Annotated in this window: 20 protein-coding genes; 9 read left to right on the top strand and 11 right to left on the bottom strand. The window is 68.9% G+C overall.

Features of this window, described 5'->3' with window-relative positions; translation table 11 throughout:
• Positions 1–51 precede the first annotated feature (51 nt).
• Positions 52–1,227, bottom strand: a complete 1,176-nt coding sequence (locus ACWELJ_RS02150; RefSeq protein ID WP_452364338.1) for an acyl-CoA dehydrogenase family protein — start codon at positions 1,225–1,227, stop codon at positions 52–54.
• 95 nt (positions 1,228–1,322) lie between these two features.
• On the opposite strand from ACWELJ_RS02150, the gene ACWELJ_RS02145 reads away from it, so the two are divergent.
• Positions 1,323–2,468, top strand: coding sequence for a cystathionine gamma-synthase (locus tag ACWELJ_RS02145; protein WP_452364337.1), 1,146 nt, complete (start codon positions 1,323–1,325; stop codon positions 2,466–2,468).
• A 101-nt stretch (positions 2,469–2,569) separates the two neighbouring features.
• Here the strand turns inward: ACWELJ_RS02145 and greA are convergent, their stop codons facing one another.
• Together greA and ACWELJ_RS02135 are read right to left on the bottom strand one after the other, a co-directional pair.
• Positions 2,570–3,061, bottom strand: coding sequence for a transcription elongation factor GreA (gene greA / locus ACWELJ_RS02140; RefSeq protein WP_357280179.1), 492 nt, complete (start codon positions 3,059–3,061; stop codon positions 2,570–2,572).
• A gap of 247 nt (positions 3,062–3,308) precedes the next feature.
• Positions 3,309–3,725, bottom strand: a complete 417-nt coding sequence (locus ACWELJ_RS02135; RefSeq protein ID WP_379093321.1) for a DUF4307 domain-containing protein — start codon at positions 3,723–3,725, stop codon at positions 3,309–3,311.
• 173 nt (positions 3,726–3,898) lie between these two features.
• On the opposite strand from ACWELJ_RS02135, the gene mca reads away from it, so the two are divergent.
• The 3 genes from mca (at position 3,899) to ACWELJ_RS02120 (ending at position 6,095) form a co-directional block, all read left to right on the top strand.
• On the top strand, positions 3,899–4,780 hold the full coding sequence (gene mca / locus ACWELJ_RS02130) for a mycothiol conjugate amidase Mca (protein WP_452364428.1): 882 nt from the start codon (positions 3,899–3,901) through the stop codon (positions 4,778–4,780).
• A complete protein-coding gene (locus ACWELJ_RS02125) occupies positions 4,780–5,064 on the top strand; it encodes a hypothetical protein (RefSeq protein ID WP_452364427.1) in 285 nt (94 codons plus the stop codon). The genes mca and ACWELJ_RS02125 overlap by 1 nt, the downstream gene beginning before the upstream one ends.
• A gap of 131 nt (positions 5,065–5,195) precedes the next feature.
• Entirely contained in the window at positions 5,196–6,095 is a 900-nt protein-coding gene (locus ACWELJ_RS02120; RefSeq protein ID WP_452364336.1) for an alpha/beta hydrolase, read from the top strand.
• 15 nt (positions 6,096–6,110) lie between these two features.
• Here the strand turns inward: ACWELJ_RS02120 and ACWELJ_RS02115 are convergent, their stop codons facing one another.
• Entirely contained in the window at positions 6,111–6,578 is a 468-nt protein-coding gene (locus tag ACWELJ_RS02115; protein ID WP_452364335.1) for a VOC family protein, read from the bottom strand.
• Positions 6,579–6,702: 124 nt separating this feature from the next.
• Complete coding sequence (locus ACWELJ_RS02110) at positions 6,703–7,398, bottom strand: hypothetical protein (RefSeq protein ID WP_452364334.1); 696 nt, start codon at positions 7,396–7,398, stop codon at positions 6,703–6,705.
• A 139-nt stretch (positions 7,399–7,537) separates the two neighbouring features.
• On the opposite strand from ACWELJ_RS02110, the gene ACWELJ_RS02105 reads away from it, so the two are divergent.
• Together ACWELJ_RS02105 and ACWELJ_RS02100 are read left to right on the top strand one after the other, a co-directional pair.
• Positions 7,538–7,747, top strand: a complete 210-nt coding sequence (locus ACWELJ_RS02105; RefSeq protein ID WP_452364333.1) for a hypothetical protein — start codon at positions 7,538–7,540, stop codon at positions 7,745–7,747.
• A 9-nt stretch (positions 7,748–7,756) separates the two neighbouring features.
• On the top strand, positions 7,757–9,217 hold the full coding sequence (locus ACWELJ_RS02100) for a flotillin family protein (protein WP_452364332.1): 1,461 nt from the start codon (positions 7,757–7,759) through the stop codon (positions 9,215–9,217).
• A gap of 9 nt (positions 9,218–9,226) precedes the next feature.
• Here the strand turns inward: ACWELJ_RS02100 and ACWELJ_RS02095 are convergent, their stop codons facing one another.
• A complete protein-coding gene (locus tag ACWELJ_RS02095; RefSeq protein WP_452364331.1) occupies positions 9,227–9,934 on the bottom strand; it encodes a DUF1361 domain-containing protein in 708 nt (235 codons plus the stop codon).
• Positions 9,935–10,032: 98 nt separating this feature from the next.
• The gene (locus tag ACWELJ_RS02090) at positions 10,033–11,457 is read right to left on the bottom strand and encodes an MFS transporter (RefSeq protein WP_452364330.1); all 1,425 of its coding nucleotides are present in this window, start codon (positions 11,455–11,457) and stop codon (positions 10,033–10,035) included.
• A gap of 258 nt (positions 11,458–11,715) precedes the next feature.
• Here ACWELJ_RS02090 and ACWELJ_RS02085 point away from each other — a divergent pair, with 258 nt between their 5' ends.
• Complete coding sequence (locus tag ACWELJ_RS02085) at positions 11,716–12,252, top strand: hypothetical protein (RefSeq protein ID WP_452364329.1); 537 nt, start codon at positions 11,716–11,718, stop codon at positions 12,250–12,252.
• Between the two features lie 90 nt (positions 12,253–12,342).
• Here the strand turns inward: ACWELJ_RS02085 and ACWELJ_RS02080 are convergent, their stop codons facing one another.
• Positions 12,343–13,242, bottom strand: a complete 900-nt coding sequence (locus tag ACWELJ_RS02080; protein WP_452364328.1) for an SGNH/GDSL hydrolase family protein — start codon at positions 13,240–13,242, stop codon at positions 12,343–12,345.
• Positions 13,243–13,727: 485 nt separating this feature from the next.
• Complete coding sequence (locus ACWELJ_RS02075) at positions 13,728–15,632, bottom strand: alkyl/aryl-sulfatase (RefSeq protein WP_452364327.1); 1,905 nt, start codon at positions 15,630–15,632, stop codon at positions 13,728–13,730.
• Positions 15,633–15,919: 287 nt separating this feature from the next.
• On the opposite strand from ACWELJ_RS02075, the gene ACWELJ_RS02070 reads away from it, so the two are divergent.
• On the top strand, positions 15,920–16,774 hold the full coding sequence (locus tag ACWELJ_RS02070) for an alpha/beta fold hydrolase (protein ID WP_452364326.1): 855 nt from the start codon (positions 15,920–15,922) through the stop codon (positions 16,772–16,774).
• 39 nt (positions 16,775–16,813) lie between these two features.
• Here the strand turns inward: ACWELJ_RS02070 and ACWELJ_RS02065 are convergent, their stop codons facing one another.
• Together ACWELJ_RS02065 and ACWELJ_RS02060 are read right to left on the bottom strand one after the other, a co-directional pair.
• A complete protein-coding gene (locus ACWELJ_RS02065) occupies positions 16,814–17,866 on the bottom strand; it encodes an extracellular catalytic domain type 1 short-chain-length polyhydroxyalkanoate depolymerase (RefSeq protein ID WP_452364325.1) in 1,053 nt (350 codons plus the stop codon).
• A 148-nt stretch (positions 17,867–18,014) separates the two neighbouring features.
• Positions 18,015–18,968 (bottom strand): enoyl-CoA hydratase/isomerase family protein, encoded by a 954-nt coding sequence (locus tag ACWELJ_RS02060; protein WP_452364324.1) that lies wholly within the window; start codon positions 18,966–18,968, stop codon positions 18,015–18,017.
• Between the two features lie 239 nt (positions 18,969–19,207).
• Between ACWELJ_RS02060 and ACWELJ_RS02055 the strand changes: the two genes are divergently transcribed.
• The coding region (locus ACWELJ_RS02055) for a thioredoxin domain-containing protein (RefSeq protein ID WP_452364323.1) at positions 19,208–21,033 on the top strand (1,826 nt) is incomplete at its 3' end.

The following is a 21,033-nucleotide window of genomic DNA, read 5'->3' as shown; positions in this document are numbered from 1 at the left end:
CGCGGCCCGCGGATCGAGTGTGATATATCACGCATTCGTCCGGGGTCCCGCTCAGCGGAAGGCTTTCGAGCCGGTCAGCGCCTCGCCCAGCACCAGCTGGTGCACCTCCGCGGTGCCCTCGTAGGTGAGCACGGATTCCAGGTTGTTGGCGTGCCGCAGCACCGGGTACTCGAGGGTGATGCCGTTCGCGCCCAGGATGGTCCGGCATTCGCGCGCGATCCGGATGGCTTCGCGGGTGCTGTTCAGTTTGCCCGCGCTGATCTGCTCGTTGGAGATCTGGTGCCGGTCCTTGAGCCGCCCGAGGTGCACGGCCAGCAGTTCGCCCTTGCCGAGTTCCAGGGCCATGTCGGCGATTTTGGCCTGGGTGAGCTGGTAGGCGGCGAGGGGCTTGTCGAACACCTCGCGGGTGCGTGAGTATTCGATCGCGGCGGAGAGGCAGTCGCGGGCCGCGCCCAGCGCGCCGAAGATGATCCCGAACCGCGCCTCCGACAGGCAGCCCAGCGGCGCCGCCAAGCCCCGCGCCTCGGGCAGCTGGGCCTCGGCGGGCAGCCGGACGCCGTCGAGGGAGAGTTCCGCGGTGATCGAAGCCCGCAGGGACAGTTTGTGTTTCATTTCCCGGGCGCTGAATCCCGGTGTGTCCGTGGGCACTACGAAGCCGCGGATCACATCCCGTTCGCCCTCGCGCGACTGCGCCCACACGATGGCGATATCGGCGACCGACCCGTTGGTGATCCACATCTTCGAGCCGTCGAGGATCCAGTCGTCCCCGTCGCGCCGCGCCCGCGTCCGCATACCGCCCGGATTGGATCCGAAGTCGGGTTCGGTGAGCCCGAAGCAGCCGATCACCCGCCCGGCCGCCATCTCCGGCAGCCACCGCAGCTTCTGCTCCTCGGACCCGTACTTGTGGATGGCGGTCATGGCCAGCGACCCCTGCACCGACACCATGCTGCGCACCCCGGAATCGACGGCCTCCAGCTCCAGGCAGGCCAGCCCGTACGCCGTCGCCGAGGTGCCCGCGCACCCGTAACCCTCCAGGTGCATCCCCAGCAGCCCGAGCTTGCCCAGCTCCGGCGCCAGCTCCCGGGCCGGGAAGGTCCCCTCCTCGAACCATTCGGTCACCCGCGGCCGCAACCGCTCCGCCGCGAACGCGCGCACCGTCTCCCGGATGGCGCGTTCCTCGTCACTGAGCAGGGAGTCGATGGCGAACAGCTCGTCTACGGTGACCATGCGCCCACGATAGGACCGCCCGCGCGACACCCACAACGCCGCGCCGATACCGACCCGGGGGCGGGGCGGACCGGCCGCGTCCTTAGGCTGTTCGCATGAGCGATCAGCTGGGTTTCTCCACACGGGCGGTGCACGCCGGGTTCGATCCGGACCCTCAGACCGGTGCGGTGAACGTGCCGATCTACGCGAGTTCGACCTTCGCCCAGGACGGGGTCGGCGGCATGCGCGGCGGCTACGAGTACGCGCGCACCGGCAATCCGACCCGGACCGCGCTGGAGGCCAACCTGGCCGCGCTCGAATCCGGCACCTACGGGCGGGCTTTCGCCTCGGGCATGGCGGCCACCGACTGCGCGATCCGCGCCAACCTGCGCCCCGGCGACCACATGGTGATCCCGAACGACGCCTACGGCGGCACCTTCCGGCTCATCGACAAGGTGTTCACCCAGTGGGGCATCGAGTACTCGGTCGCGCCGGTCTCGGATGTGGACGCGGTGGCCGCGGCCATGCGCCCCAACACCAAGCTGGTCTGGGTGGAGACCCCCACCAACCCGCTGCTGAACGTCGGTGACATCGCGGCGCTGGCCGAGGTCGCCCACGCCGGCGGCGCGAAGCTGGTCGTGGACAACACCTTCGCCTCCCCGTACCTGCAGCAGCCGCTGCTGCTGGGCGCGGACATCGTGCTGCACTCGACCACCAAGTACCTGGGCGGTCACTCCGACGTGGTCGGCGGCGCGCTGATCACCAACGACCAGGAGCTGGACACCAAGTTCGCGTTCCTGCAGAACGGCGCGGGCGCGGTCCCCGGCCCGACCGACGCCTTCCTCACCCTGCGCGGCATCAAGACCCTGGCCCTGCGCATGGACCGGCACTGCGACAACGCCGAGACCATCGCCGAATTCCTCGCCAACCACCCCAAGATCGCGCAGGTCATCTACCCCGGTCTGCCCGAGCACCCGGGCCACACCGTGGCGCAGAAGCAGATGCGCCGCTTCGGCGGCATGATCTCGGTGCGCGTGCACGGCGGCAAGGAAGCGGCGCTGGACTTCTGCTCCAAGACCAAGATCTTCACCCTGGCCGAGTCCCTCGGCGGCGTGGAATCGCTGATCGAGCACCCGGGCGCCATGACCCACGCCTCGACCGCGGGCTCCGCCCTCGAGGTCCCGGCCGACCTGGTCCGCCTCTCGGTCGGCATCGAGGACATCAGCGACCTGCTCTCCGACATCGAGCAGGCTCTGGCCTAGCGACCACCAGCACAAAAGAAGCGCCGCACCAAGATTTGGTGCGGCGCTTCGTTGTCAACGGCTCTCTGCCGCCCGCTGAAGTCGCGGGGAGGCGGGGGAGCTCAGCTGTGGTACGGCTCCGCGGAGACCAGGGTCACCTTCATGGTCTTGCCGTTGGGCAGGGTGTATTCGCGGGTGTCGCCGACCTTGGCGTCGATCAGGGCGCCGCCCAACGGGGAGTTGGGGGAGTAGGTCTCGAGGTCGGCGCTACCGAGGCCCTCTTCGCGGGTGGCGATGAGGAAGGTCTCGGTGTCGGACTCGTCGCCGTCGTAGTAGACCTTGACGACCGAGCCGGGCAGGGCGACGCCGGACTTGGTGGGCGCGACGCCGACCTTGGCGTTGTTCAGCAGCTCCTGCAGCTGGCGGATACGCGCCTCCTGCTGGCCCTGCTCTTCACGCGCCGCGTGATAACCGCCGTTCTCCTTGAGGTCACCCTCTTCACGGCGCTCGTTGATTTCGGCCGCGATGACGGGACGGTTGGCGATGAGCGCGCCGAGTTCGCTCGTGAGCCTCTCGTGCGACTCCGGGGTCAGCCAAGTCACGGTCTCAGTCATCTCGATCACTCCCTAGTAGTTGTCCCCGGCAAGCCGGGATTCCCTGATGCCCGTTGCTGAAACCCATCCGGAGATGGGCACACAGCAGCAGTGGACAGCCAGAGCGATCCCTGGGGAGAGTCCCGACAGCGCCGGCCGTCAATGCAGCAAACACGGCTCCGAACGCCGGAACCGTGTATCGCGTCATTTTAGCACGATTTGAAAATGCGCAGGTAGAAGCGGCAATGCGGGTCGCATACCCGACTTTTCACCCGGCGCGCAGATAGGCCGGCACATGCTCGGTGCAGCCGTAGACATTGGCCGCGCCGGCCCGGCGGGCGGTCTTGATCGTGGTGTCCATGCGGACGGTGCCGGCGTCGGAGCCGGGAACCAGGATCTCGCGGCGGCCGACCTCGTCGGTGTCGCCGTCCATGGCGCGCACGATGCAGGCGACCGCGGTGCCGGGGTCCTTGCGGGTCACCTTGAAGTCGATGGTGACGGTGGAGTCGTCGACGACGGTGTAGCCGAGGCGTTCCGGTTCGATGTCCTGCGGTCCGTAGGTGCGGAAGCCCAGGTAGGCGACCACGAGTCCGCCGACGAGAACGATCGGTCCGAGGGCCCAGGGCAGCCAGCGGCGGTTCTTCCGCGGCTTTATCCCGTACCTGTCGGCCGGTCTTTCGCTCATGTCGGGGACGCTCCCGGGGGGTAGGTCGGAACAAACAACGATCGGATGGAACTATAGGGAATGGATATCCGATGCCTGTGTCCGGACTCGGCACGTGCCAGTTGATACAGCGCGACGCTACGAGGTGAAAACGTGATCGGTGAGGTGAACGAGAAGTGAGTGGTCTTCGCCTCATGGCGGTGCACGCCCATCCCGACGACGAATCCAGCAAGGGCGCGGCCACCACCGCGCGCTATGCCGCCGAAGGCAACGAGGTGCTGGTCGTCACCCTCACCGGCGGGGAACGCGGCGACATCCTGAACCCCGCCATGGACACCCCCGGCATCAAGGACCGCATCACCGAGGTCCGCCGCGAGGAGATGGCCGCCGCCGCGGAGGCGCTGGGCGTCCGCCAGACCTGGCTGGGTTTCGTGGATTCCGGTCTGCCCGAAGGCGATCCGCTGCCGCCGCTGCCCGAGGGCTGCTTCGCGCTGGTGCCCCTGGAGGAGGCCGCCGAGGCGCTGGTGCGGGTGGTGCGCGAGTTCCGTCCGCACGTCATCACCACCTACGACGAGATGGGCGGCTACCCGCACCCGGACCACATCATGTGCAACCGGGTGTCGGTCGCGGCCTTCGAGGCCGCCGGCGATCCGGAGCGGTTCCCCGACGCGGGCGAGCCCTGGACCCCGCTCAAGCTGTACTACGACCACGGCTTCAGCCTGGCCCGCCTGGAGGTCTTCGCCGCCGAGTACGAGCGCATCGGTGAACCGTTCCCCATGCAGGAGTGGATGGACCGGATGCGCAAGTACGCCGCCGAGCGCGGCGACATCATGGCCCGGGTGACCACCCAGGTCGAGTGCGCCAAATACTTCCCGGCGCGGGACGACGCGCTGCGCGCCCACGCCACCCAGATCGACCCCAACGGCGCCTTCTTCGCGGTGCCGACGGAGATGCAGCAGCGGCTGTGGCCGACCGAGGAGTTCGAGCTGGCCAAGACCCGCGTCAAGACCGCGATCCCGGAGACCGACCTGTTCACGGGCATCGACGACGCCGACACCGAGGACGCCGCCCGATGATGCTCACGCTGCTCGCCCAGACCAACAACTCGCCGACCGGCCCGGAGTTCGGCAAGGCGTCCCCGCTGGGCCTGGTCATCGTGCTGGTGCTGCTGGCCGGCACCATCCTGCTCATCCGGAACATGAACAAGCACATCAAGAAGCTGCCCGCCGAGTTCTCCCCGGAGCACCCGGAGGCGGATCAGGAAGCCGACGAGGGCACCGAGCACGGGATCGCCGCGCCCGAGGACGAGGCGTCCCCGCGCGGCGAGTCCAAGCCGGAAGCCACCAACGGCACGGCCTGAATCGACGATGTGGAGCGCCCCCGGTCGGCTGACCGGGGGCGTTTTCCTTTCCCGGCCCTCGGAACAATTCCGGTCCTGCCACCGTTTTCGCTCCGGAGAGCGAAACCGCCGGAATGGAAAGGGAAATCGCGATGCCGAGCCCGGAGATGCGCGAGTTCATCGAACAGTTCGAGCAGAGCCGGGCGGCGCGGCCCGCGACGCCGCCGTCCCTGGAAGAACTCCGGGCCGGGTTCCTGCCCGCCGGCCGGAAGTACGCGATTCCCGATGATGTTCGGGTGAGCGCGGTTTCGGCGGCGGGGGTACCCGCGTACTGGCTGGACGCGCCGCACACCGCACCGGACCGGGTGCTGGTGTACGTGCACGGGGGCGGTTTCACGCTGGGTTCGCTGGACAGTCACGGCGAGCTGGCGGCGCGGCTGGGCCGGGCGGCCGGCGCGCGGGTGCTGTTCCCGGAGTACCGGCTGACGCCCGAACACCGGTATCCGGCGCCGGTCGAGGACATCGGCGCGCTGTGGCGCTGGCTTCGGGAGGATCAGGGCTTCGCCGCGAGTTCGGTTGTGCTGGCCGGGGATTCGTCGGGCGGCAATCTGATCGCGGGGCTGCTGCTGTCGTTGCGCGACGCCGGGGCGGAGCTGCCCGCGGCGGCGGTGCTGCTCTCGCCCGCGCTGGATATGAGCGGTTCCGGGGTCTCCATGACCGAGCGCGACGGGCAGGACCCGATTTTCGCGCCGGGCCCGCTGCGCGCGATCTTCGCCGCCTACCTGGATGGCGCGGATCCCCGGATCCCCTCGGCGTCACCGCTTTTCGGGGATCTGACCGGATTGCCGCCGCTGCTGATCCAGGCCGGGACGGCCGAGTTGCTGCTCAGTGATTCCGAGGGTTTCGCGGCCGCGGCGCGGGAGGCGGGCGTCGAGGTGGCGTTGACGCTGGGGGAGGGTCTCCCGCACGTCTACGTGATCATGCGGGACACCCCCGAGGCGGCCGCGGCGACCGAGGAGATCGCGGCCTTCGTGCGCAAGCGCCTGGGCTGATCCGGGCGCTCGGTCTCAGCCCAGGGTCGGCTGGTCGTAGAGGGTGAATCCGCCCTTGCGGTCGGTGTCCACGCCGAGGAAGCGTCCGGCGTGGAAGGGATTGTTGGCGAGCAGCCGCACCACCGTGTTGTCGGGATCGAAGAGGTCGAGGACCGCGCCGTGCTCGCCGCGGTCGAAGACCTCGCCGCGGGTGTAGTCGAGTTCGTCGGCGCGGGCGGCGAAGGCGTGCAGGTCGTCGACGGAGTCCACTTCCAGGGCGAAGACGTCGAAGCCGGCGAGATCCGGTTGCCCGGCGCAGTATTCGCGCTCGCGCAGGGCGACGCCGAATCCACCGGGGTGCATGAGTTGCGCGCCGCGCAGTTCGCCCTCCTCCCGGAATTCCCCGGCCAGGCGCAGGTCCAGCAGGTCGGTGTACCAGGCGACGCTGCGTGCCAGGTCGGTGACCGGCAGTTTGACGTGGCGGATGCGGGCGAGTCCGGCCATGGTGGCTCCTGATTCGGTGCGCGCGGTGTCGTCGGGCGGGAACCCCGCAAGGATGCCACTTCCCGGCGGCTGTGGTGTGGAACAGCGCCGGACTGGCGCCATGACGGCCGTTCCGCGGCCCGGGTCAGACCGCCGGGTCGGCGGTGAGGTGGAGGTAGGCGGTGTCGAGGGGGATGTCGACGGCGAACCAGGCGGCGGGGCGGTCGTCGTCGCGGGGGCACCAGGCGGTGGCCACGCACAGGCGGGCGGCCTCGTCGGTGGCCAGGCCGGGCAGGTGCCATTCGATCCGGGCCGGATCCCGGTAGCGGACACCGTATTCGGTGTCGTGGTCGTCGGCGTGGATCTGGTGCGCCCAGCTGCCGGGCATGAGGCGGGCGTCCTCGGCCTGCATGGCCAGCAGTTCGGAATCCGGGCCGCCGATGCACACCATGAAGTGGTCGTTCTCGATGCTCACCGCCGCGAGGCATTCGCCGGTGTCCGGGCCGCTGGTGGTCCCCGCGGGCAGATCGGTCAATTCGGCTGTGAAGACCAGCCCCGGTACCGCGCTGTGCGCCTTCACCTGCCAGATCCCGGCCCACAGCGCGACCGGCGCGCCGCCGTCCCACGCGGGCATCTCGATGCTCCCGACCAGCAGGTCGACGGTGGCGTCCCGGTGCCGCCAGCGGTGCAGATGCGACCCGTTCGGCAAGCGCCACAACGTGTTCGGACCGGCGGGCAGCAGCTCCGACCCGACCGTGACGGCGAACCCCACGATCCCGAGCGGGGTGTCGATCACGGCGGGACGGCGGTCTACCTGAGCGAGACGGTCGGTGGGAAGCATGAACCCATCATGCAGGGTGCGTATCGGAGCTCGCTGACCGGTTGCACCCGTTAGTTTTTCGTAAAGGAAATTTCCGGGCGTCCGGCGCGGGATTAGCGTTTGTGGGGTCGAACGGCTGCGGTTCCGGGGGGTGGGGTTGATGGCGGCGGACGTGATCGGCAAGTTCGCGCGGGTGACGGCCGCGATCACCCCGGGCCATCTCGGCGAGGTGTTGATCGAGGTGCGGGCCGGTTCCGAACGGTTTCTGGCGCGCGCCGCCGACAGCGATTCGACGATTCCCAAGCACGCTCAGGTGCTCGTGGTCGGCAGTCTGGGTGGCCGGACTGTCGAAGTCGTTCCCGTGAAATGAAGGTGCATCGTGGACATCCTGGTCATTGCATTGGTCGGGTTGGTGTTCGTTGTTCTGCTCGCCGGAATCGGAATGCTGCGGCTCGCGTGGCGCGTCGCCGAACCCGATGAGGCGCTGATCATCTCGGGCTTCCGGGCCGGAACGGGGCCGGGCGGGTCGGGGGAGAGCATGGGGTTCCGGATCGTCACCGGACGCGGGTGCCTGGTCGCGCCGGGATTGACCAAGGTGCGCCGAATCTCGCTGGAGGCGCACGAATCCCAGATCGTGGTGCCGTGCGTGAGCCGGCAGAAGATCGGGCTGCACCTCATCGGTGTGGTCATGTACAAGGTCGGCGACGATTACACCTCGATCGCCAATGCCGCGCGGCGGTTCCTGGACCGGCCGACCGATGAGCTCGAGACCAAGGTGCAGAACGTGTTCATCGGTCATCTGCGCGCCATCGCGGGGTCGATGACCGTGGAGGACATGATCAGTGATCAGGACAAGTTCTCCGAGCTGGTGCGGGATCGCTGCGCGCACGAGATGGAGTCCTTCGGCCTGGTGATCGACTCGTTCCAGATCCAGTCCATCGCCAGCGAATCGAATTACATCGCCAACCTGGCCATTCCGCATCAGGCCGAGGTGGAGCAGCACGCCCGCATCGCGCGCGCCAATGCCGAACGCGAGGCCATCGCGCAGGAGCAGGCGGCGCAGGCGCAGGTCGCGCTGTCGATGCGCGACACCCAGATCAAGAAGGCCGGGTATCAGGCCGAGGTGGATCGCGCCACCAAGGACGCCCAGCAGCAGGGCCCGCTGGCCGAGGCGACCGCCCGGCAGGCGGTGGTCGAGGTGGCGACCAAGGTCGCGCAGCTCGAGGCGCAGCAGAAGGAACAGCAGCTGCAGGTGGAGGTGCGCAAGCCCGCCGACGCCGAGGCCTACAAGCAGACCACCCTGGCCACCGCGGCCCGCGACGCCCGCATCAGCCAGGCCGAGGCCGACGCCGAGGAGACCCGGCTGCGCGCGGAAGCCGCTGCGGCGCAGACGAAGCTGCAGGCGCTCGCCGAGGCCGAGTCGATCAAGGCGCGGGCGGCCGCGCAGGCCGAGGCGACCCGGCTCACCGGTCAGGCCGAGGCGGACGCGATCAAGGCGCGCGGTCTCGCCGAGGCCGACGCCGTGCGCGCCCGGATGGCCGCCGAAGCGGCCGGCATCCAGCAGCGCGCCGAGGCCATGAGCAAGAACCAGGAGGCGGTGATCGCCCAGCAGATCGCCGAGCACCTGCCGGAGATCGTGGCCGCGGCGGCGAAGCCGTTCGAGCACGTCGGGCAGTTCACGGTGCTCAACGGGGCGCAGGGGGTGACCTCGGCGCTGGCCGAGATCATCCAGCAGGCCGGGACTCTCGCCTCCATGGCGCGGGAATCCTTGATGCCGGCGCTCGGCCCGGAGGCCGCGTCGCCCAACGGCGAGGTCGGCCTCAGCGCCAACGGTCGCTGATCACGGTGGTCAGCCGTTCGTGATCGAGTCGACGAGCGGCCCCACCATCAGCCCGTACATCAGGCACAGGAAGATCGTGTGGGTCACGCAGAAGAACGCGAAACGACCCACCGCGGCTTTCGAGTCGAAGTGCTCGGCCAGCGTGGCCCGCAGCCGCCGCGGGGCTTGGACGTCCCAGCTGTTCACTCGCAGGTAGCGACCCAGATAGATGCCCACCGAGACGGCGAGAACGATCACCACGACCAGGATGCGGGCCGCGACGGAGTGCATGGCTCCGTCGTTCGCGTCACCGAAGAACGCGATGACCAAACCCATTTGGACGATCAGGACGCTGAGGACCAGATTGACGACGCCGGCCAGGGCGAAGGACAGGACCGCGACGATGTCGTACCAGAGCGGGACCGGGTCGTTCGGCCAGCGGTGGTTCAGATTGAGTTCGGTGATCAGATAGCTCGAATTCGGGAGCAGGAGTAGCCAGAACAGCAAACCCATGGCACCCACTGCGACGGCGGTCCCGCGGTTGGTGGCCACATCGACCAGCCCGGTGACGACGACCAGGCTCAGCAGGATGGCGAATGGCGCGATCGAGAGGAAGAAGTTCCAGAGCATGGGCCTGTAGACCGGTACCCGATAGATCCGTGATCGCAGGAAGATGAGTAGCAGCGCATAGGCGTTGAGTCCTAGAACATAGAGCAGCAGTAGTTCCCCGGGCTTCATACCCGAAACCTATCGCTCGAAATAGCAAATATTCGGCAATGGCTCGGTGGGAGAAATCCCACCGAGCCATCGCCGATTCGGTCGCGGCTGTTCGGACGTCAGGCAGCGGCCGAGACCTCCTGGTCACGCCGGGCCGGGGACCGGAAGGTCGCCAGGGCGAGCGCCGCCGCGCCGACGGCGATGATGCCGGCGGTGACGAACGCGGCCGAGAAGCCGTCGGTCAGGGCGCCGGTGTCACCGAGCCGGTCCGCGCCCGCGTTCGCCGCGATGGCGGTGACCGCGGCCAGGCCCAGGGCCGAACCGATCTGGTAGCCGGTGTTCACGATGCCCGAGGCGAGACCGCCCTCCTGTGGCGGCGCGGCCGAAATGGCCGTCTGCAGTGTGGGAATGAAGGCCAGCGACATGCCCAGCGCCGCCACCAGCGAACCGGGCAGCACATCGATCCAGAAGTTGCCGTCGGGCCGGATGAACGACAGCCACGCCAGTCCCGCCGCCAGGATGGCCAGGCCCGAGACCGTCATGGTGCGAGCGCCGAAGCGGGCGAACAGTTTCGGCGAGATCGCGATCATGCCGACCATGATCAGCGCGGTCATGGGCAGCAGCGCCGCGCCCGACGGGAACGCCGAATAGCCCAGCACCTGCTGCAGATACAGGTTCAGGAAGAACCACATCGGCACCCACGCCGCGCCCAGCAGCACCTGGGCGAGGTTGGCCGCGCCGAGGTCGGGTGCGCGGAAGATGCTCAGCGGCATGAGCGGTTCGCGGCGGCGGGCCTGGATCGCGATGAACGCGCCGAGCAGGGCGACGGCCGCGGCCAGCACCACCCAGGTGGAGGTGGCGGACCAGTCGCCGCGCACCACGGCGAAGACCGCCGCGCCGAGGCCGAGGGTCGCGGTCGCCGCGCCGAGCAGATCCACCGACGCGTGCGGGGCCATCGCGCCATCGGGCACCAGGGCCGGAGCGGCCAGCAGCGCTACCAGGGCGATCGGGATATTGATGTAGAAAACCCAAGGCCACGAGGCATATTGGGTGATCAGGCCGCCGAGGAACACCCCGGCGGTGCCGCCCGCGGGCGCGGCGGCGCCGTAGACGGCGAAGGCCTTGGTCAGCTCGCCCGGGTTGCCGCCGAACAGCATCATCAGCAGGGTCAGTGCCGACGGCGCGATGAGGGCCGCGCCCGCGCCCTGCACGCCGCGCCCGATCAGTTCCACCGCGGCGTTTCCGGCGAGCCCGGCGACCAGCGAGCCGACCGCGAGGACGCCCCAGCCGGTCTGGAAGATCCGCCGGGCGCCGACGATGTCGGACAGCTTGCCGCCGAGCAGCAGCAGGCCGCCGAAGACGACCACGTAGGCATTGAAGACCCAGGACAGGTTCTCCTGCGAGAACCCCAGCGCGTCCTGCATTTCCGGCAGTGCGACGCCGATGATCGAGGTGTCCATGATGACGATGAACTGGGCGAGGGCGATGAGCCCCAAGGCGATCCAGCGCCGCGACGAGGGTGGCGCGGAGGTGTGGGTGGACATAGGAATCACTCCCTGACAGAGGTATCGGGCCGGGGCGGCCACGGGCTGTTCCAACCCGTCCATTGGTACCCCCATGGGGTATGCGAATACAGCCCCGAGCACTGTGACACTTCTCATACCCTTTGGGGGTATAGGTATCGGCAAGGGTGATGGCCTGCACGAAAACGGTCTTGGCTCCGCAACTTTCGCGAGAATCGAACGGGGACACGCCCCGGACATGGTTGACATCGACCCGGTGTCGGCTGTGAGGATTGGCCGATGATGAAACGAACGATCAATAGCTTGACCGCCGTTGCCATCCTCGGCGCGGGCGTGGCCGTCGCCGCCGCACCGGCCGGCGCCGATTCCGACGGCAGCCCCTGTCAGCTGGGCTGGTCGAATGTGGAACCGCGCTCCTGCGCGCAGAGCAGCTTCAACACGAGCCCGGTCTTCACCCTCGGCAATGGGGTGTGCGCGGGCATGTTCACCACCGGCGGTACGGCTTTCGACGGCCCGCTCTACCAGTACTCCGAGGCGCCGGGCGCCTCGCACTCGGTGATCCTGCGCATCAGCCAGGGCTTCTCGCCGGTGGGTGAGTGGGGCCCGCAGCTACTGGCCTGCGACGTCAACGCCATCGTCGACTGGAACAACGCCGACACCGGCCAGCAGGGCAGCGTCACCCGCTTCATCCCCGCGGGGCAGAGCAGCATTCGTCCGGCGATCTTCCCGGTCAACACCGGAGCCGGGCGGGTCCACCTGACCATCCGCACCGACCGCGCCAATATCCCCGCCAACATCGACGTCGTCGTGCCCTAGGAGCTCGCACGCGTGAACCGGCTCCCACCCGAATTCCGTATTCGGCTGGGAGCCTTCGTCATCGGGGCCGTCGGACGGCCGGATATCCGCTCAGCGAGCCGGGGCCGGGGCGGGTTCGGAGAGGAACTGGTGCAGGCCCTGGGCGACGGCGGCGTCCCCCTGCACGGTCGGGTGGCCGGGCTGCCCGTACCAGTCGGGGCCCGGGGTGAAGATTCCGTTCAGCCACGGGTCGGGGGAGCACAGGCCGTGGCCCGCGGTGACCGCGGCGGCATCGAAGTACTCCACGCCGAGCGCGGCGGCGGCGTCGCGCGGGGCCTGGCGGAGGCTGTCGAAGACATCGGTGACCGCGCTCGCGTGCGGCAGGCCGACCGGGACGCCCAGCACGCCCATGCAGATCGCGTCGCTGCCGGGGGTGTGCAGTTCCTGGTACCCGACCAGGACGATGCGCGCGTTCGGCGCGTAGTAGCGGATGTAGGTGATGATGTCGCGCAGGTGGTCGACGTAGTCCTGACCGGTGAGCAGCGCGGGCGGATTGGCGTTGACGGCCGCGTCGGCCGTGCTGCATCCGCGCAGCACGTCGAGCAGGCACGGCACCAGCTCGTTCTGGGCCGCGTGGTCGGCGCCCCAGGCGTCGTTCAAACCGAACTGGAGCAGTACCGCCTTGGTCCGCGGGCCGAACGCGCCGTTCGCGGCCGCCTGCCGCGCCTCGGTCAGGGCCGTCCAGAACCGGTCCTCACCGTGCCGCCACATGTACGCGCCGACACAGGAGACATCCTCGACGTCCTTGGTCGCCGACAATCCCATCCGGTCCGCCAGCTGGGTCGGCCAGGAGGTGGGCAGATGCGGGCACGCCACCCCGGTGGGCTGGGGCTGCATCGTGGACCAGGTGGCATTCGCGGTATTCGAATCGCCCATGACCACCAGCGACTTGCCTTCGGCCCGCGCCGGATCGGCGTCCGCCCCGGCGACCGGCGCGGTCAGGCCGCTCAATAGCGCCGCCCCTCCGAAGACCATTGCGACGGCGGAAAGAAAGCGGCTCATGGTCCTCGGCATTTCGTACTGTCAGCGTGCTATGTCCGGTATCGGGTCGCCAGATCCTAGCGTGTCGGCCGCGGCGGTCACGGACAAACCGAGCATCCGGAGGAGGAACGCGCAGTCTTCGGCATCGAGCGCGTGACCCGCGACGGTGTGAGCGGCCAGGATGTTCCGCTCCTCTTCGGCGGCCCGCTCCGCCTCCCGTGCCGCGCTGAACCCGCTCTGCTCGTGTCGGACAGTGGTCTGTCGTGCAGGGCCCATCGGAACACATCCCGCCAGTGGCGCCGGGTCACCGGAATCCGACTGACCCGGGCCGACAACTTCGCACCCCACCCTACGGCCTCACGGCCGCTGCCCCCTCCGCTCGCGCCGAGATGCTCGGCGAGCCGCCACCGCCATCCCGGGGAGAGCGCTGCTCACCCCGGGATGGGACGCGTGCGCTAGTCGGGGGTGACGATGGCGAAGTCCGGGTTGGGCTGGTCGAACAGGGCGGTGAGTTTGACGAAGCTCTGGGCGTCGCCGTCGATGGCGAGGGCGCCGGACTGTAGCGCGGCGCTCAGGTCCTGACCCGCGAGCAGGACGCCGATCAAGGTGGCACGGGTGAGGGTGAAGGTGACTTCGGCGGGCGGGAGCTTGTCGCCGTCGCGGCGGTCGTAGTGGATGAGCACGCCGTTGCGCAGTTCGAGGCGGTGGGTGCGTTTCTCATCGGTGAAAACCCAGTCGCTGACCGCCTTTTCATGCCAGGCCTTGGGGCCGTCCAGGCGCAGCGACAACGCGTCGAAGACCTGGTCGATGCTCAGGGCCGCCATGATGGTCGCGGAGTTGGTCTGCGTCGGCGTGCCGATATTCCCGTTGCGCAGCTCGTAGGCGCCCATCAGGAAGAAGTTGCGCCAGGTGGCGTTCTCCGCGCCATAGCCCAGCTGGTCGTAGGTGCCGGCCAGCAAGGTCTTCGCGGCCTCGTTGGACGGGTCGGCGAAGATGACGTAGTTGACCACCTGCGCCACCCAGCGGTAGTCGCCGTTGTCGAAGGCCACCCGGGCCTTGCGCAGCACCTCGTCGGCGCCGCCCATGAATTCCACGTGCCGGGTGGCGGATTCGACCGGCGGGTGCTCCCACAGGTGCGCCGGATTGCCGTCGAACCAGCCCATGTAGCGCTGGTAGATGGCCTTCACATTGTGGCTGACCGAACCGTAGTAGCCGTGCGAGTGCCAGGCCCCGGCGATGGCGGGCGGCAGTTCGATGGTCTCGGCGATCTCACTGCCGACATAGCCCTGGTTCAGCCGGCGCAGGGTCTGGTCGTGCAGGTAGGCGTACAGGTCCCGTTGCTGCGCGAGGTATTCCACCAGGCGTTCGGTGTCCCAGGTCGGCCAGTGGTGGGAGGCGAAGACGACATCGGAGTCGTAGCCGAAGAGGTTGATCGACTCGGTCAGGTACTGCGACCACACGTGCGGGTCGCGCACCAGCGCGCCGCGCAGGGTCAGCAGGTTGTGCAGGGTGTGAGTCGCGTTCTCCGCCATGCACAGTGCGCGGTGGTCGGGGAAGTAGAAGTTCATCTCCGACGGCGCCTCGGTGCCGGGCGTGATCTGGAAGACGATGCGGACGCCGTCGACGGTCATTTCCTGACCGGTCTCGGTGATGTCGTGCGTCGGTGCGATCAGCGTGACGGTGCCGGTCGAGGTCGTCTGCCCGAGGCCCGCGCCCACCTGGCCCCGCGGCCCGCGGGGCAGGGCCGCGCCGTACATGTAGGCGGCGCGGCGGGCCATCGCGGTTCCGGCGTAGACGTTCTCGGCCACCGCGTGTTCGAGGAATCCGGCGGGGGCGATGACCGGGCAGCGGTCCGTGTCCACATCTTCCTGGGTGGTCACACCCAGCGCGCCGCCGAAATGGTCGACATGGGAGTGGGTGTAGATCAAACCGGTCACCGGCTTGTCGCCGCGGTGGGCGCGGTACAGGTCGAGGCCCGCCTTCGCGGTCTCGGCGGAGATGAGCGGGTCGATCACGATCACGCCCGTCCGGCCCTCGATCAGGGTCATATTGGACAGGTCGAGTCCGCGGATCTGATAGATCCCCTCGGTCACCTGGTACAGGCCCTGCCGGATGTTCAGCCCGGACTGCCGCCACAGACTGGGATGCACCGACGCCGGGCACGCCCCGTCGAGGAACCCGTAGGAGTCGTTGTCCCAGACCACTTTCCCGTCGGCATCGGTGACCACGCCGGGTTCGAGCGCGGCGATGAATCCGCGGTCCGCGTCCTGCTGGTCGGTGTTGTCACCGAAGGGCAGGGCGGCGGCGGCCCGCTCTTGCTGGTCGAGAATGTACTGACTCGGGTCGGTCGACGTGCTCACTGCATGCCTCCTGTTCCACCGGGAGTCCCGGTGATCGACAGTGCTCCGCGGGAAGACCGGGGCGGGCGAACCCCTGCCACCAGTCCTATAGCTATCTCCCAGCTATTCGAGACTTTCATGGATCGAGCCGCGGATGAAGACGGCTCGCGATATCGATTCGGCTTCCATCGCGCCCCGGACCGCGGGAGCTGGGTGGCGTTCGCCGCCGGCTGGGTGATCTCGGCGCGGGTGTTTCGGGCACACTGGGATCGCTGTGTTTGCGGCCGAGATCAGGAGGATCCGGGACGGTGCACCCCAGACTCGAGGAATGGATCGCCGGTGGAATCACCGGTCACGACATCTTCCATCGACAGGACGGACCGGTCGACGGGCGTCCGGTGACGCTGCTGCACGGCTTTCCGACCTCGTCGCACGATTGGGCCCCGATCGTGCCGCGGCTGGTCGAATCCGGTTGCCGGGTCACCACACTCGACCTGCTCGGATTCGGGGCCAGTGCGAAACCGGCGCGCCACGAATATCTGCTCACCGAGCAGGCGTCCATCGTGGAGGCGCTGTGGCAGCGGCTGGGCATCGAGTCGACCGCGCTGGTGGCCCACGACTACGGCGTCTCGGTCGCGCAGGAACTGTTGCACCGCGACGCGAACCGGATCACCGCGGCCGCCTTCCTCAATGGCGGGCTGTATCCGGACCTGCACCGGCCCACCCGCGTCCAGCGGCTGTTGCACGGTCCGCTCGGCGCCGTGGCCCAGCATCTGGCCGGCGAGCGGATGTACCGGAAGTCGTTGCGGGAGATCCTCGGTCGCCCGGTGAGCGATGAACTGCTGCACGACATGTGGCTGGCCACCACCATGGGCGAGGGCAAACGCGTCCAGCATCGGCTGCTGCGCTACATCGACGAGCGCCGCGAGCACGCGGACCGCTGGCGCACGGCGCTCGAGCGGTATCCCGGGCCGATGCTGTTCGTCTGGGGTCCCGCCGACCCGGTCAGCGGCGGCCACGTGCTGCCCCGGCTGCGCGAGCGCCTGCCGCACGCGACGATCACCGTGCTCGACGAACCACCGGTCACCGGGCACTATCCGCAATTGGAGAATCCGGACGCGGTCGCGGCGGCCTTGACCGAATTCCTGAGTCCCCGGAGGTAGCGGGCCGCAGCTTCGGCTATCCGACCCCATCCGGTGAGGTCATTCGCAGCGGAAGCCAGTGTCGGTGCGGTGGATGCGGGCGAAGAACTCCCACGCCGCCCGCGAGGCGTTCGGGCCCCGCGCGTCGGTGAACTCGGCGGCGTCGGGTTCGGCCGAACCGCCCGACCAGTAGTGCGCCATGCCGTGGATCGTCCACAATCGCAGAGTGGGACAGTCCGATTCGTGCTGCCGCCAGGACTCGACGGTGTAGGAACGACCGTCGGGTACGTCGGCGACACCGTCGGCAAGCCCGGTCGGCTGTGGCGAAATCCCGTGTGGGTCGGCCTGTGCGGCGAGCACCATATTGTCGGTCTGCCGCCACTGCTCGATGACCCCGCGCCCGCATTCGTAGGGCACCGAGGTATCGGCGTCGCCGTGGAATCCGATGACCGGAAGCACCCTGCGATACCGGCCCTCGGCGGAGAACGCCTGTGCCGCAAGGTGTTCGGTGGTGACGGTCGGCAGGTAAGGGCCCACGCAGCCGAGCGCGCCATGATCGAACGCCGCGCCCGAGTGCACGCCGATGGCGGCGAACAGGTCCGGGAAATACGCGCCCAGCAGCGTGGTCTCATAGGCCCCGGAGGACATCCCCAACGCGTAGACCCGATCGGAATCGACGTGGTAGCGCTCGATGGCGAGCCGGGTCATGGCCGCGATCGCGGCGGCGTCTCCGGACGTCCGGCTTTCGGCGGCGGGTGCGAGCAGCCCCGACCAGCATCGCTGTTGCAGCAGATGGAACGGGCTGCCGTCGACGTAGAGGACCACGAACCCGCCGCTGCGGGCGATCGGATCCAGGAGATTGGCGCGACGCTGCTGCTCGGCGGTGGTCTTACACCCATGGATCATGACCACCAGCGCGGGGTTCGCGGGCAGGTCACCGGGGATGAACGTCTCGTAGGCGTAGGTCAGCGCACCCGAGGTGTAGGTACCGGTGTCGATTCGGCCCGGATCGTCGGGCACGGCGGTCGACGGGGCCGCGGTGGCGATCACCAAGCCGGTCAGGAGAGCGATCAGAGACAGCCGGACGGTGCCGTAGTGCTCGAATACGCGCATGGTTCCCCGGCTTTCACCGATCTGATCGCGCTCGATCGCGATTCCGCGGGCGCGGCTTCCCAGGAATTGTCCCGCAGGATCCGCGCGAACTTCCGGAATTGCGGCAGCTGACCTGCTGGTCGATTCAGACGAGGTTGAGGTCGTCGAGTTATTCGGCGAAGTCGGCCTTGGTGCCGGCGACCCAGTCGGGGAGTTTGGTGGCGACGAACTCGGACATATCGCCCCCCGCGGCAATGGTCTCCTCGATGTCCGCGAGGTAGGTGGCCATCGCGCGCTGGGCCGACGGCGTCGATGCGGCGGTGAGGAATTGCGCCTGTTCGATCCGCAGCCCCTTGTCCAATGAGGTCGAACCGCCTTCGTAGACAGCGTGTTTGATGGCGGCGACGGCCGTCGGTGAGCGCTTCGCCAGTCGGGCCGCGGTGGATCGGGCCTCCGACAGCAGGTCCTCCGGCGCCACGAGCCGGTGCACCAGCCCGATGTCCCGGGCTTCCCGCGGCGTGATCGGCGCCCCCTCGAGGCAGAGTTCCAGCGCGCGAGCGGGGCCGAGGAGCCGGCTCAGCATCTGGGTGCCGCCGCCACCGGGGATGATGCCGACGAGAATCTCGGGCTGGCCGATTTCGAACGGCCCCTCGGCCATCAACCGGATGTCACAGGCCAGCGCCAGTTCGCAGCCGCCGCCGAGCGCGCGGCCATTGACCGCCGCGACGAAGACGGTGCTCGACTCCCGCATGATCGCGCACACCTCGTGGTAGCGGCGCAGATTCGCCACACCACCGGCGCCGGCCCGCGCGAGCCCGGCGGCCGCGCCCGGCACCGAATCGGCGATCCTGCTGGCCACCAGCGCGGCCACGGCGGTGCGCGGGTTGAGACCGACCGGGGCGGCTTGCACCCCCGCCAGGATCTCCGCGACCGAGTAGTGGCTGACGAAAACGCCCTCGACCGCGCTGGTGAGCACGACCGCCCGCACCTCTGGATCGGCGTCCAGCGCGCGGAGCTCATCGAGCAGCTCGCCCATCACCTCCTCGGTGAGGAAGTTGTAGGGCGGATTGTCGAGCCAGATGGTCTGAACGGAGTCATGTCGTTCGGTACGAAGAAATCGCATATGCACCTGCCTGATCGAAGGTTTCGGGCCGGGATCGGATGTACCCATCTTGGCCTATGCGGCCGAGCAGAAGGAGTCGGTGGGTCCGGCCCCTGACGTCAGGGACGCGGTATCGATCTCACCTGTAACGGGTGAGGCGGGCAGCCTTGCGACCGGACAGCCTGTAGTGCGGGAGAAGTCAATCCTGCCTGATCCGCACTGCCTGGATCGAAGGTGACCGGTGTGGAAGGCTGGCGGACATGAACCGATTAGGTGGTGCCACGTCGCCCTACCTGCGCCAGCACGCCGGGAACCCGGTGGCTTGGCAGGAGTGGGGAGAGGAGGCGCTGGCGGAGGCGGCCGAGCGGGATGTGCCGATTCTGCTGTCCATCGGATACGCCAGTTGCCACTGGTGCCATGTGATGGCGCACGAGTCGTTCGAGGACGCGGAGACGGCCGCGCTCATGAACGAGAACTTCGTGTGCGTCAAGGTGGATCGGGAGGAGCGGCCCGATCTGGACGCGGTGTACATGAACGCGACGGTGGCCATGACCGGGCAGGGCGGGTGGCCGATGACGTGCTTCCTGACGCCGACGGGGGAGCCGTTCTATTGCGGGACGTACTACCCGAAGACGCCTCGGCACGGGATGCCGTCGTTCGCGCAGGTGCTGACCGCGGTGGGGGAGACGTGGCGGAATCGGCGGGACGAGGTGAACACGGCGGCGGCGCAGGTGGGGGAGGCGCTGCGGCAGCAGACGGCGGGATTGCCGGACGCGGGGGTGGGGATCAGCGCCGACTTGGTGCGGCACGCGGTCGGGGCGGTATCGAAGGACGTCGACGCGCAGCACGGGGGATTCGGGGGCGCACCGAAGTTCCCGCCGTCGGCCTTGCTGGAGGGGTTGCTGCGCCATTATGAGCTGACCGGGGATCTCGGTGTGCTGCAGACCGTTTCGTTCACCTGTGAGTCGATGGCGCGGGGCGGGATCTACGACCAGCTGCGCGGGGGATTCGCGCGGTATTCGGTGGACGCGGCGTGGGTGGTGCCGCACTTCGAGAAGATGCTGTACGACAACGCGCAACTGGTGCGGGTGTACGCGCACCTGGCCCGGCGTGGGCTCGACACGCCCGATGGCGAGCGCGGCGGAGAATCGCTGGCACTGCGGGTGACTCGCGAGACCGTGCAGTTCCTGATCACCGATCTGGGGACCGAACAAGGGGGCTTCGCCTCCGCGCTGGACGCCGACACCCACCTCGAACCGGGGCAGCCCGGGGTCGAGGGGGCCACCTACGTCTGGACGCCAGCGGAACTCAACGGGGTGCTCGGGGCACTCGACGGGGCGTGGGCCGCAGAGATTTTCGGTGTCACGACTGCGGGGACATTCGAGCACGGCACCTCGGTGCTGACGCGATACACCGATCCCGAGCCCGTCGACCATGAGCGGTTCGAGACGATCCGGGCGGCCATGTCCGAGGCGCGGGAACGGCGGCCACAGCCCGAACGCGACGACAAGGTGGTCACCGCCTGGAACGGTATGGCGATCGTCGCGCTCGCGGAAGCCGGTGCCGCACACGGGCATCCGGAGTGGACCGCGGCCGCCGCGCGGTGCGCCCGGTACCTGCTGGACACCCACGTGACCGACGGCCGCGTCTGCCGTGCCTCGCTGGGCGGCGTGCCCGGCACGGCGGCGGGCGTGCTCGAGGACTACGCCTGGCTCGCACTGGGACTACTCGCGCTGCACCAGACCACCGGAGGGGACTGGCTCGCCGAGGCGCGGCGCGTACTCGACGCGGCCATCACCCATTTCGCCGACGCCGATACCCCGGGCAGCTGGTTCGACACCGCCGACGACGCCGAAACCCTGCTGACCCGCCCCCGCGACCCCCTGGACGGCGCAACCCCTTCGGGCACTTCGGTTCTCGCCGAGGCCCTGCTCACCGCATCCGCGCTCACCGACCAGGATCAGGCCGCCCGCTACCGGCGGTTCGCCGACGAAACCCTCGCGCGCGGCGCGGTCCTGCTGGCCCGCGCGCCCCGCTCGGCGGGCCACTGGCTCGCCGTCGCCGAGGCGGCCTTGCGCGGGCCCAT

This window comes from Nocardia sp. NPDC004582 (genome assembly GCF_053602115.1).
The sequence above is the reverse complement of the archived record's forward strand: the minus strand, read 5'-3'. Positions and strand labels throughout refer to the sequence as shown.

Excerpts from the sequence above, each read along its gene's own strand:
- ACWELJ_RS02085 (WP_452364329.1), top strand. The coding sequence starts at position 11,716 with ATGATGAAACGAACGATCAATAGCTTGACCGCCGTTGCCATCCTCGGC.
- ACWELJ_RS02110 (WP_452364334.1), bottom strand. The coding sequence starts at position 7,398 with ATGCTTCCCACCGACCGTCTCGCTCAGGTAGACCGCCGTCCCGCCGTG.
- ACWELJ_RS02115 (WP_452364335.1), bottom strand. The coding sequence starts at position 6,578 with ATGGCCGGACTCGCCCGCATCCGCCACGTCAAACTGCCGGTCACCGAC.
- mca (WP_452364428.1), top strand. The coding sequence starts at position 3,899 with ATGGCGGTGCACGCCCATCCCGACGACGAATCCAGCAAGGGCGCGGCC.
- ACWELJ_RS02125 (WP_452364427.1), top strand. The coding sequence starts at position 4,780 with ATGCTCACGCTGCTCGCCCAGACCAACAACTCGCCGACCGGCCCGGAG.
- ACWELJ_RS02090 (WP_452364330.1), bottom strand. The coding sequence starts at position 11,457 with ATGTCCACCCACACCTCCGCGCCACCCTCGTCGCGGCGCTGGATCGCC.
- ACWELJ_RS02120 (WP_452364336.1), top strand. The coding sequence starts at position 5,196 with ATGCCGAGCCCGGAGATGCGCGAGTTCATCGAACAGTTCGAGCAGAGC.
- ACWELJ_RS02135 (WP_379093321.1), bottom strand. The coding sequence starts at position 3,725 with ATGAGCGAAAGACCGGCCGACAGGTACGGGATAAAGCCGCGGAAGAAC.
- ACWELJ_RS02065 (WP_452364325.1), bottom strand. The coding sequence starts at position 17,866 with ATGCGCGTATTCGAGCACTACGGCACCGTCCGGCTGTCTCTGATCGCT.
- ACWELJ_RS02105 (WP_452364333.1), top strand. The coding sequence starts at position 7,538 with ATGGCGGCGGACGTGATCGGCAAGTTCGCGCGGGTGACGGCCGCGATC.
- ACWELJ_RS02145 (WP_452364337.1), top strand. The coding sequence starts at position 1,323 with ATGAGCGATCAGCTGGGTTTCTCCACACGGGCGGTGCACGCCGGGTTC.
- greA (WP_357280179.1), bottom strand. The coding sequence starts at position 3,061 with ATGACTGAGACCGTGACTTGGCTGACCCCGGAGTCGCACGAGAGGCTC.
- ACWELJ_RS02060 (WP_452364324.1), bottom strand. The coding sequence starts at position 18,968 with ATGCGATTTCTTCGTACCGAACGACATGACTCCGTTCAGACCATCTGG.
- ACWELJ_RS02095 (WP_452364331.1), bottom strand. The coding sequence starts at position 9,934 with ATGAAGCCCGGGGAACTACTGCTGCTCTATGTTCTAGGACTCAACGCC.
- ACWELJ_RS02150 (WP_452364338.1), bottom strand. The coding sequence starts at position 1,227 with ATGGTCACCGTAGACGAGCTGTTCGCCATCGACTCCCTGCTCAGTGAC.